General features: G+C 66.7%; 9 protein-coding genes. All 9 read right to left on the bottom strand.

From position 1 onward, the window contains the following. Positions 1 to 91: 91 nt before the first annotated feature. The 9 genes from GO615_RS23145 to paaK all read right to left on the bottom strand — a co-directional run bounded on the left by GO615_RS23145 (position 92) and on the right by paaK (position 8,787). Positions 92 to 1,129 (bottom strand): branched-chain amino acid ABC transporter permease, encoded by a 1,038-nt coding sequence (locus tag GO615_RS23145; protein WP_169132242.1) that lies wholly within the window; start codon positions 1,127 to 1,129, stop codon positions 92 to 94. A gap of 117 nt (positions 1,130 to 1,246) precedes the next feature. Continuing rightward, a complete protein-coding gene (locus GO615_RS23140; RefSeq protein ID WP_169132241.1) occupies positions 1,247 to 2,395 on the bottom strand; it encodes an ABC transporter substrate-binding protein in 1,149 nt (382 codons plus the stop codon). 208 nt (positions 2,396 to 2,603) lie between these two features. Continuing rightward, positions 2,604 to 3,245 carry a TetR/AcrR family transcriptional regulator gene (locus GO615_RS23135; protein ID WP_169132240.1) on the bottom strand — a complete coding sequence of 214 codons (642 nt, stop codon included), beginning with the start codon at positions 3,243 to 3,245 and terminating at the stop codon, positions 2,604 to 2,606. 38 nt (positions 3,246 to 3,283) lie between these two features. Then, on the bottom strand, positions 3,284 to 4,366 hold the full coding sequence (paaE, locus tag GO615_RS23130) for a 1,2-phenylacetyl-CoA epoxidase subunit PaaE (protein WP_169132239.1): 1,083 nt from the start codon (positions 4,364 to 4,366) through the stop codon (positions 3,284 to 3,286). Positions 4,367 to 4,599: 233 nt separating this feature from the next. After that, the gene (paaD, locus tag GO615_RS23125) at positions 4,600 to 5,091 is read right to left on the bottom strand and encodes a 1,2-phenylacetyl-CoA epoxidase subunit PaaD (RefSeq protein ID WP_169132238.1); all 492 of its coding nucleotides are present in this window, start codon (positions 5,089 to 5,091) and stop codon (positions 4,600 to 4,602) included. An 8-nt stretch (positions 5,092 to 5,099) separates the two neighbouring features. Further along, complete coding sequence (gene paaC / locus GO615_RS23120; RefSeq protein ID WP_169132237.1) at positions 5,100 to 5,858, bottom strand: 1,2-phenylacetyl-CoA epoxidase subunit PaaC; 759 nt, start codon at positions 5,856 to 5,858, stop codon at positions 5,100 to 5,102. Positions 5,859 to 5,870: 12 nt separating this feature from the next. Beyond that, entirely contained in the window at positions 5,871 to 6,158 is a 288-nt protein-coding gene (gene paaB, locus GO615_RS23115; RefSeq protein ID WP_169132236.1) for a 1,2-phenylacetyl-CoA epoxidase subunit PaaB, read from the bottom strand. A 67-nt stretch (positions 6,159 to 6,225) separates the two neighbouring features. Continuing rightward, positions 6,226 to 7,227 (bottom strand): 1,2-phenylacetyl-CoA epoxidase subunit PaaA, encoded by a 1,002-nt coding sequence (gene paaA, locus GO615_RS23110; protein ID WP_169132235.1) that lies wholly within the window; start codon positions 7,225 to 7,227, stop codon positions 6,226 to 6,228. A gap of 237 nt (positions 7,228 to 7,464) precedes the next feature. After that, positions 7,465 to 8,787, bottom strand: a complete 1,323-nt coding sequence (gene paaK / locus GO615_RS23105; protein WP_169132234.1) for a phenylacetate--CoA ligase PaaK — start codon at positions 8,785 to 8,787, stop codon at positions 7,465 to 7,467. Positions 8,788 to 8,805 lie beyond the last annotated feature (18 nt).

The raw sequence follows: 8,805 nt of genomic DNA, 5'->3' as shown, positions 1-8,805 counted from the left end.
AGCGTCACGTAGAAGGGCGGCATCACGAGCGGCGCCACCAGCAGCACGAGCATGAAGGCGCCGAGCACGACGCGCGGGGAGAGTGCGGGCTTCATTCCTCTTCCTCCACGTGGTGGCTGGTGAGCGAACGCCACAGCAGCACCGGGATGATGAGCGTGAACACGATGACTTCCTTGTAGGCGCTGGCCCAGAAGGAGCTGAAGGCTTCGAGCAGGCCCACCAGCACGGCGCCGGCGGCGGCGATGGGGTAGCTGGCGAGCCCGCCGACGATGGCGGCGACGAAGCCTTTGAGCCCGATGAGGAAGCCGGTGTCGTAGTAGATGGTGGTGATCGGGGCGATCAGCACGCCCGAGAGCGCACCGATGAGGGCCGCGAGCAGGAAGGTGAGCCGCCCGGCGAGCGCGGGCGAGATGCCCATCAGGCGCGCGCCGTTGCGGTTCATCGCGGTCGCGCGCAGGGCCTTGCCGTAGATGGTGCGGCCGAAGAACTGGTACAGGGCGACGATGAGCACGATGGAGGCGGCGACGACCCAGATCGTCTGGCCGGTGACCATCATCGGGCCGACTTCGAAGCGCGCCTCGGAGAAGGCCGGCGTGCGCGAGCCTTCGGCGCCGAAGAAGAGGAGCCCCAAGCCGACCATGCCGACGTGCACGGCGACCGACACGATCAGCAGGATCAGCACCGGCGCGGCGGCGATGGGCTGGTAGATGAGGCGGTACATCAGCGGGCCCATCGGCACGATCACGAGGAGCGCCAGCAGCACCTGCACGGCAAGCGGCAGGGTCGCGAGCGGCAGCAGGTAGAGCAGCGCCGCGAGCACCAGCGGGTAGCCGGCGTTCCACGCCAGCACGCCCGCGAGCCGCCCCTTCTGGCCGCTGGCGAGTGCGCCGCGGGCATCGACCACGGCCGCGAGCACCCCGGCACCGACGAGCAGCCACAGCGTGGCCGGCACGTGGCCGGCCTGGATCATGACCAGGGTCAGCGCGCCATAGGCGACGAACTCCCCCTGCGGAATGAAGATCACCCGCGTCACGGCAAACACCAGCACCAGCGCGAGCGCGAGCAGCGCATAGATCGCACCGTTGGTGATGCCGTCCTGTGCGAGCAACAGCGCTATCTGGAAATCCATGGACGAACCCCGCTATCGGGAGCGGCGCGGGCCGCTCCCGACTCTTTCAGCAACGAATGAAAGCCCCGCACGGCGCGGGGCGAAACCCGGCCGTCACGGTTTCAGCTCAGGAAGAACTTACTTGACGAGTTTCCATGCGCCGTTCTGGATCTGCACCATCACGCGCGCGCGCTGGTCCAGCCCGAGGTGGTCGTTGGGGCTCATGGTGAAGATGCCGTGCGCGGCCGGCACTTCCTTCAGGCCTTCCAGCGCATCGCGCAGCGCGGCGCGGAACTCCTTGGTGCCGGGCTTGGCCTTCTTCAGTGCCGTCGGCACCGCGGCGGCGAGCAGCACGCCGCTGTCCCAGCCATGCGCACCAAAGGTCGACACGCTGCCCTTGCCATGCGCCGCCTCGTACTTGGAGATGTACTCGACCGCGCTCTTCTTCACCGGGTTGCTGTCAGGCAGCTGGTCGGCGACGAGCACCGGGCCGGCCGGGAGGAAGGTGCCCTCACAGTCCTTGCCGCACACGCGCAGGAAGTCGTTGTTGGCGACGCCGTGGGTCTGGTAGATCTTGCCCGTGAAGCCGCGCTCCTTGAACGCCTTCTGCGGCAGCGCGGCCGGCGTGCCGGAACCGGCGATCAGCACCGCATCGGGCTTCGCCGCCATGATCTTCAGCACTTGGCCGGTCACCGAGGTGTCGGTGCGGGCGAAGCGCTCGTTCGCGACCATCTTCAGCTTGCGCGCATCGGCCACCGCCGAGAACTGCTCGTACCAGCCTTCGCCGTAGGCGTCGGAGAAGCCGATGAAGGCGACCGTCTTCACGCCGTTGTTGGTCATGTGCTCGATGATCGCGGTCGACATCTGCGCGTCGTTCTGCGGCGTCTTGAACACCCAGCGCTTCTTGTCGTCGACCGGCTCGACGATGCGCGCCGAGGCGGCCATCGAGATCATCGGCGTCGCGGCCTCGGCGACCACATCGATCATCGCCAGCGAGTTCGGCGTGATCGTGGAACCGAGGATCACGTCGACCTTGTCCTCGGAGATCAGCTTGCGGACGTTCTTCACGGCCGAAGTGGTGTCGGAGGCGTCGTCGAGGACGATGTAATTCACCTTCTCGCCCGCGATCGTCGTCGGCAGCAGCGCGATCGTGTTCTTTTCCGGGATGCCCAGCGAGGCGGCAGGGCCGGTCGCCGACACGGTCACGCCGACGTTGATGTCGGCCTGTGCGGCAGTCGCGGCAAATGCAAGACCGATGGCAGCCATCAGGGAAGTGCGCAGTTTCATGGTGTGTCTCCTCCTCTTGGATTATTGGCGACCGGACCTGAGGGAAGCCGCGGTCGCGTCAGGCGATTATTGCTTACGATACAAACTATTGCCAGTCCAACTATTGATCTGAATCACATTTTGACCACGCCGGCGCCAGGTTGCGTGAGAAATTCCGCGCGCGTGACACCCCGAGCATAGGGTCGGTCCCTTGCGTCCGGCTGACGCACTAGGCATCCGCCGCCGCCCCCACCACCGCGACACCGCCGCCTTCGCCGCGCATCAGGCCACGCACGCCGTTGAGGAAGATCCCGGTGACGATGGGCGCCATGTCGTGGAAGGTCAGCGGGCCGTCCGCGCGCAGCCAGGTGAAGGTCCAGTTGATCATGCCGAACAGGATCATCGTGACCGCCTTGTCGAGCTTGCGGCCCTTGAGGCCGGGTTCGACCCGCGCCAGCGCGTCGGCGAAGGCCGCCACCACGCGCCGCTGCTTGGCGGCGACGCTCTCCGCCTGCTCCTCCCTGAGGAACTTCACATCCTGCACGATCACCATGTGATGGTCCTGCGCGTGCTCGTATTCCTCCATGAAGCGCGTCACGAGCTCGGAGAAATGGGCCTCCGGGTCGAGCTTGCGCGCCTCCACGGACGCGACGATCGCGAGCAGCTCGTCGATGTAGCTATCGGCGATGTCGAACAGCAGGTGCTCCTTGTCGCGGTAGTAGTGGTAGAGCAGTGGCTTCGACACGCCGCAGGCCTGGGCGATGGCCGACATCGAGGCATTGTGGAAGCCCTTTTCCGCGAACTGCCCCGCCGCCGCGCGCAACATCGTCGCGCGCTGCAGCTCGAAAGTGGGTGCCTTGCCTCGTGCCATGCCGGATGTCGTGCCTGTTTCGGGGCCAGCCGCTTCCCTCAGCGCTCGTCGAAACTGATGACGACGCGCTCCGTGAGGGGGTGCGCCTGGCAGGTGAGAATGTAGCCGGCATCGACGTCCGGCTGTTCGAGGGTGAAATTCTTGTCCATGCGCACCTTGCCCTCAAGCAGTTTCGCGCGGCAGGTGCAGCACACGCCGCCCTTGCACGAATACGGCAGGTCCATGCCGGCGCGCAGCGCGACGTCGAGGATGGACGGATCCTCGGCGCGGAACTCCATCTCGCGCCTGAGGCCGTCGGCGATCACGGTGACCTTCGCCTGGGTCGCATCACCCGGTTCGACGTGGTGCTCGGGGGCGGAGGCCGGCACGCCGAAGCGCTCGAGGTGGATGTGCTCGTGTGCGAGGCCCGCGGCCTGCAGTGCAGCCTCGACCTCGTCGATCATCGCGCCGGGACCGCAGATGAAGGCTTCGTCGATGGTGTCGACGGGGATCAGGGTGTCGAGGAACTGGCGCACCCGCTCGCCGTCGAGCCGGCCGTTGAAGAGCGGCACCTCCTGCTCCTCACGGGAGAACAGGTTGTACAGCGTGAAGCGCGCCATGTGGCGGTTCTTCAGGTCTTCGAGCGTCTCGGCGAACATCACGCTCGCCTGGCGGCGGTTGCTGTAGACGAGCGTGAAGCGGCTGTGCGGCTCCGCCGCGAGGGTGGTCTTCACCAGCGACAGGATGGGCGTGATGCCGCTGCCGGCGGCGAAGGCGACGTAGTGCTTGGCGTGCGCGGGGTCGAGCGGGGTGTGGAAGCGGCCTTCGGGAGTCATCACCTCCAGCACGTCGCCGACCCTGATTCCGCCGTCGTTGGCCCAGGTGGAGAACACGCCGCCGCCGATCTTCTTGATCGCGACACGCAGCTCGTTGTCATCGACACCGGAGCAGATCGAGTAGGAGCGGCGCAGCTCCTCGCCGTTGACCATGACCTTGAGGTTGAGGTGCTGGCCTTGCTCGAAGCGGTAGTCCTCTGCCAGTTCGGCCGGAATCTCGAAGCGCAGGCTCACCGCCTCGGGCGTCTCGCGCCGCACCTCGGCGACTTTCAGCGGATGGAACTTCGGCGTTCTGTGCGTCGTCATGTCTTTGTCTCCGTGGTCGCATCTGCGGCGACCTTGTGTGCTGTCGTTCGGTCGATTTCCCCGGCGGGGGCGGCTTCAGCCGCCAAAGGGGGCTGACTTCCCTGTGGGAGCGGCTTCAGCCGCGAATGGGCGGCTCACTCCGCAACACCGCTGCTTCGCGGCTGAAGCCGCCCCCACATAGCCGCTCCCTCTTCGGAAAGGCGTCCTATCTCTTGCGCATGTACCTTTCATCGCTAGATCGGTTTGAAGTATTCGAATGGTTCGAGACAGCTCTGGCAGCGGTACAGCGCCTTGCACGCGGTCGAGCCGAACTGCGACAGGCGGGTCGTGTCGGTCGAGCCGCAGCGCGGGCAGGCGAGCTTGCGCGGCACGAAGCGGATCGGCTGGGCACCGCCGACCGCCGCGTCGCCGGACGGGGGCGCGATGCCGTAGGCGCGCAGCTTCTCCTTCGCCGGCTCGGTGATCCAGGCGGTGGTCCAGGCGGGCGCGAGGCGCGTCTCGACATCGACCTCGCCGGCGCCGGCGGCGACGAGCGCATCGCGGATGCTCTGCGCGATCACCTCGGTCGCCGGACAGCCGGAATAGGTCGGCGTGACGACGATGTGCAGCCCGCCGTCGCGCGCATGGACCTCGCGCACGATGCCGAGCTCGGTCACCGAGATCACCGGGATCTCGGGATCGGGCACGGCGTGGAGGACGTCCCAGGCCTGGGTTTCGGTCAGCATCGCCACACTTACCACTGCGCGCCGGGATAGGTGCGCTGCAGGTACTGCATCTCCGACAGCAGGTGCCCGAGGTGCTCGCTGTGGCGGCCGAACTTGCCGTAGGACTTGAAGGGCGTGCGCGCCGGCACGGTCAGCGTCGCCTCGTTCAACACCGGCACGACCACGGCTTCCCACGCCGCTTCGAGCTCGCTCCAGGCCGGGCCGATGCCGGCGGCGGCAATCGCCTCGTCGGTCGGATTCGCAGCGAAGAACTCGGCGGTGTAGGGCCACAGGTAGTCGAGCGCAGCCTGCGCGCGTTCGTGCGATTCGGCGGTGCCGTCGCCCAGACGCACGACCCAGTCGCCGGCGTGCTGCGCGTGGTAGCGCGCTTCCTTGAGGCTCTTCGCGGCGATCGCGGCGAGTTCGGTGTCGCTCGACGCGAGCAGGCGCTCCCACAGCAGCACCTGGAGGCTCGCGAAGAGGAAATTGCGCACCATCGTGCGGCCGAAGTCGACGTTGGGCAGCTCGCACAGCGTGAGGTTGCGGTAGTGCATCTCGGTGCGCAGGAAGGCAAGCTGGTCCTCGTCGCGGCCCTTGCCTTCGAGCTTGCCGGCGTGCGTGAGCAGCATGCGCGCCTGGCCGATCAGGTCGAGCGACATGTTCGCGAGCGCCATGTCCTCTTCGAGCACCGGCGCGTGGCCGCACCATTCGGACATGCGCTGGCCGAGGATCAGCGCGTTGTCGCCGAGGCGGGTGACGTATTCAATGTGGGCGGGGGTAGTGGTCATTTTCCGGCGCTCTCACATGTGGTTCACTTCGTCGGGCAGCTGGTAGAAGGTCGGGTGCCGGTAGATCTTGTCCTCGGCCGGATCGAACAGCTCGGGCTTGGCGTCCGGATCCGAGGCGACGATGTTGCCGGCCTCGACGACCCAGATGCTCACGCCTTCCTGGCGGCGGGTGTAGACGTCGCGCGCAACCTGCAGCGCGAGCTTGGCGTCGGGCGCGTGCACGCTGCCGCAGTGCTTGTGATCGAGGCCGTTCCTGCTGCGCACGAAGACTTCCCACAGCGGCCATTCCTTGCGTTCCATGTCTCTTCTCCTCTCGTGAGGGCTGGCCGGAGCCGCCCTTTCTATCGGTGTGTTCGATGAATATCTGTCACGCGGCCTGGTGCTCGCGCGCGGCGCGCTTGCGCTCGTGCTCGAGCGCGGCCTCGCGCACCCAGGCGCCGTCCTCCCACGCCTTCACGCGCGCGGCCAGGCGGTCGACGTTGCCCTGGCCGTGGCCGTTCACCACGTTCCAGAACTCGTCCCAGTCGATCGCGCCGAAGTCGTAGTGGCCGCGTTCCTCGTTCCACTTCAGCTCCGGATCGGGCATCGTCACGCCCAGCACCTCGGCCTGCTTCACGGTGGCGTCGACGAACTTCTGGCGCAGGTCGTCGTTGGAGATGCGCTTGATGCCCCAGCGCGCGCTCTGGCCCGAATGCACGGAATCCTTGTCGTGCGGGCCGAACATCATGATCGACGGCCACCACCAGCGATTCACGGCGTCCTGCACCATCTCGCGCTGCTCCTGGGTGCCCTTCATCATCGTCAGCAGCAGGTCGTAGCCCTGGCGCTGATGGAAGGATTCCTCCTTGCAGATGCGCACCATCGCGCGGGCGTAGGGGCCGTAGCTGCACTTGCACAGTGGGATCTGGTTCATGATCGCGGCGCCGTCGACCAGCCAGCCGATCACGCCGATGTCCGCCCAGGTGAGCGTCGGGTAGTTGAAGATCGAGCTGTACTTGGCCTTGCCCGTGTGCAACGCGTCGAGCAGTTCGTCGCGCGACACGCCCAACGTCTCGGCCGCGGCGTAGAGGTAGAGGCCGTGGCCACCCTCGTCCTGCACCTTCGCGAGCAGGATCGCCTTGCGCTTCAGGGTCGGCGCCCGCGTGATCCAGTTGCCCTCGGGCAGCATGCCGACGATCTCGGAATGCGCGTGCTGGCTGATCTGGCGCACGAGCGTCTTGCGGTAGGCCTCGGGCATCCAGTCCTTGGCCTCGATGTAGCCGCCGGCATCGATCTTGGCGTCGAACTCGGCCTGGTAGGCGGGATTCTCGACCGCGCGCGGCGCCTTCTCGGCGTTCTGCTGCGGGATGTCCAGTGCTTGGGTGTACATGTTTTTGTCTCCTCCTTCCTTGTCCCTGCGGCACGCTCCTCTGCGGGAGCGGCCTCAGAATGCCTGTCTTTGCGTGGGAGTTGCCCCATTCGGGAATGCCGGGGTTTTCGTGGGAGCGGCTTCAGCCGCGAATGGGCGCGTCAGGCTGCAGGAACGCTGCTTCGCGGCTGAAGCCGCTCCCACAACAGAGAACTCCCGCAACACAGCCCTGCTACAACACAACGCTCCCACCACGGATCACTCCTTCGGCCGGCGATCCACCACCCGCTTGGCCTTGCCGATCGTCACACGCTCGATCGCGAAGGGCTCGCACACATGCACCTTCGCCGACACGCCGATGAAGGTCTTGATGTCGTGCTGGAGCTCCTTCGCGAGCGCTTCCTTCTGCTCCGGGTGGCGACCGACGTTGGCCTCCGGATTGATCTCGACCTTCACGGTAAGGGTGTCCATGTGGCCGTCCTTGTCGACCTCCAGCAGGTACTGCGGCGCGAGCTTCGGGTTCTTGCAGATCAGCTCCTCGACCTGGGTCGGGAAGAGGTTCACGCCGCGGATGATCAGCATGTCGTCCGAGCGCCCGGTGATCTTCGCCATGCGGCGCATGCTGCGTGCGGTCGGCGGCAGCAGGCGCGTGAGGTCGCGGGTGCGGTAGCGGATCACCGGCATCGCTTCCTTGGTCAGCGTGGTGAACACCAGCTCGCCCTCGGAGCCGTCCGGCAGCACTTCGCCCGTATGCGGGTCGATGATCTCGGGGTAAAAGTGGTCTTCCCAGATCACTGGGCCGTCCTTGGCCTCGATGCACTCGTTGGCCACCCCCGGCCCCATCACCTCCGACAGGCCGTAGATGTCGACCGCGTCGATGCCGGCGCGCGCCTCCATCGCCGCGCGCATCGCCTGCGTCCACGGCTCGGCGCCGAAGATGCCGACCTTCAGCGAGGTCTGATGCGGATCGATGCCCATGCGCTCCATCTCGTCGAGCACCGTGAGCATGTAGGACGGCGTCACCATGATGATGTCGGGCTTGAAGTCCTGGATCAGCTGGATCTGCTTCTCGGTCTGGCCGCCGGACATCGGCACCACCGTGCAGCCGAGCTTCTCGGCGCCGTAGTGCGCGCCCAGCCCACCGGTGAACAGCCCGTACCCGTACGCGATATGCACCATGTCGCCGGCGCGCCCGCCCGAAGCGCGGATCGAGCGCGCGACGACCGTCGCCCAGGTGTCGATGTCCTTCAGCGTGTAGCCCACCACCGTCGGCTTGCCGGTGGTGCCGGACGACGCATGCACGCGCGCGACCTTCTCGCGCGGCACTGCGAACATGCCGAAGGGGTAGTTGTCGCGCAGGTCGCCCTTCGCGGTGAAGGGAAACTTCGCGAGGTCCGCGAGCGACTTCAGGTCGTCCGGGTGCACACCCTTGGCGTCGAAGGCCTTGCGGTAGTGCGGCACGTTCTCGTAGGCGTGGCGCACGCTCCACTTCAGGCGCTCGAGCTGCAGGGCGCGCAGTTCGTCCTGGCTGGCCTTCTCGATCGGTTCCAGATCGCCGGGCGACGGGGTCTTTACGGGCATTGCTCTCTCTCCTCCTGG

Source organism: Aromatoleum evansii (assembly GCF_012910805.1).
Classification (GTDB): domain Bacteria; phylum Pseudomonadota; class Gammaproteobacteria; order Burkholderiales; family Rhodocyclaceae; genus Aromatoleum; species Aromatoleum evansii.
This window is presented reverse-complemented; position numbering and strand designations above follow the sequence as displayed.

Coding starts and splice junctions, on each gene's coding strand:
- GO615_RS23145 (WP_169132242.1), bottom strand. CDS start 1,129: ATGGATTTCCAGATAGCGCTGTTGCTCGCACAGGACGGCATCACCAAC.
- GO615_RS23140 (WP_169132241.1), bottom strand. CDS start 2,395: ATGAAACTGCGCACTTCCCTGATGGCTGCCATCGGTCTTGCATTTGCC.
- GO615_RS23135 (WP_169132240.1), bottom strand. CDS start 3,245: ATGGCACGAGGCAAGGCACCCACTTTCGAGCTGCAGCGCGCGACGATG.
- paaE (WP_169132239.1), bottom strand. CDS start 4,366: ATGACGACGCACAGAACGCCGAAGTTCCATCCGCTGAAAGTCGCCGAG.
- paaD (WP_169132238.1), bottom strand. CDS start 5,091: ATGCTGACCGAAACCCAGGCCTGGGACGTCCTCCACGCCGTGCCCGAT.
- paaC (WP_169132237.1), bottom strand. CDS start 5,858: ATGACCACTACCCCCGCCCACATTGAATACGTCACCCGCCTCGGCGAC.
- paaB (WP_169132236.1), bottom strand. CDS start 6,158: ATGGAACGCAAGGAATGGCCGCTGTGGGAAGTCTTCGTGCGCAGCAGG.
- paaA (WP_169132235.1), bottom strand. CDS start 7,227: ATGTACACCCAAGCACTGGACATCCCGCAGCAGAACGCCGAGAAGGCG.
- paaK (WP_169132234.1), bottom strand. CDS start 8,787: ATGCCCGTAAAGACCCCGTCGCCCGGCGATCTGGAACCGATCGAGAAG.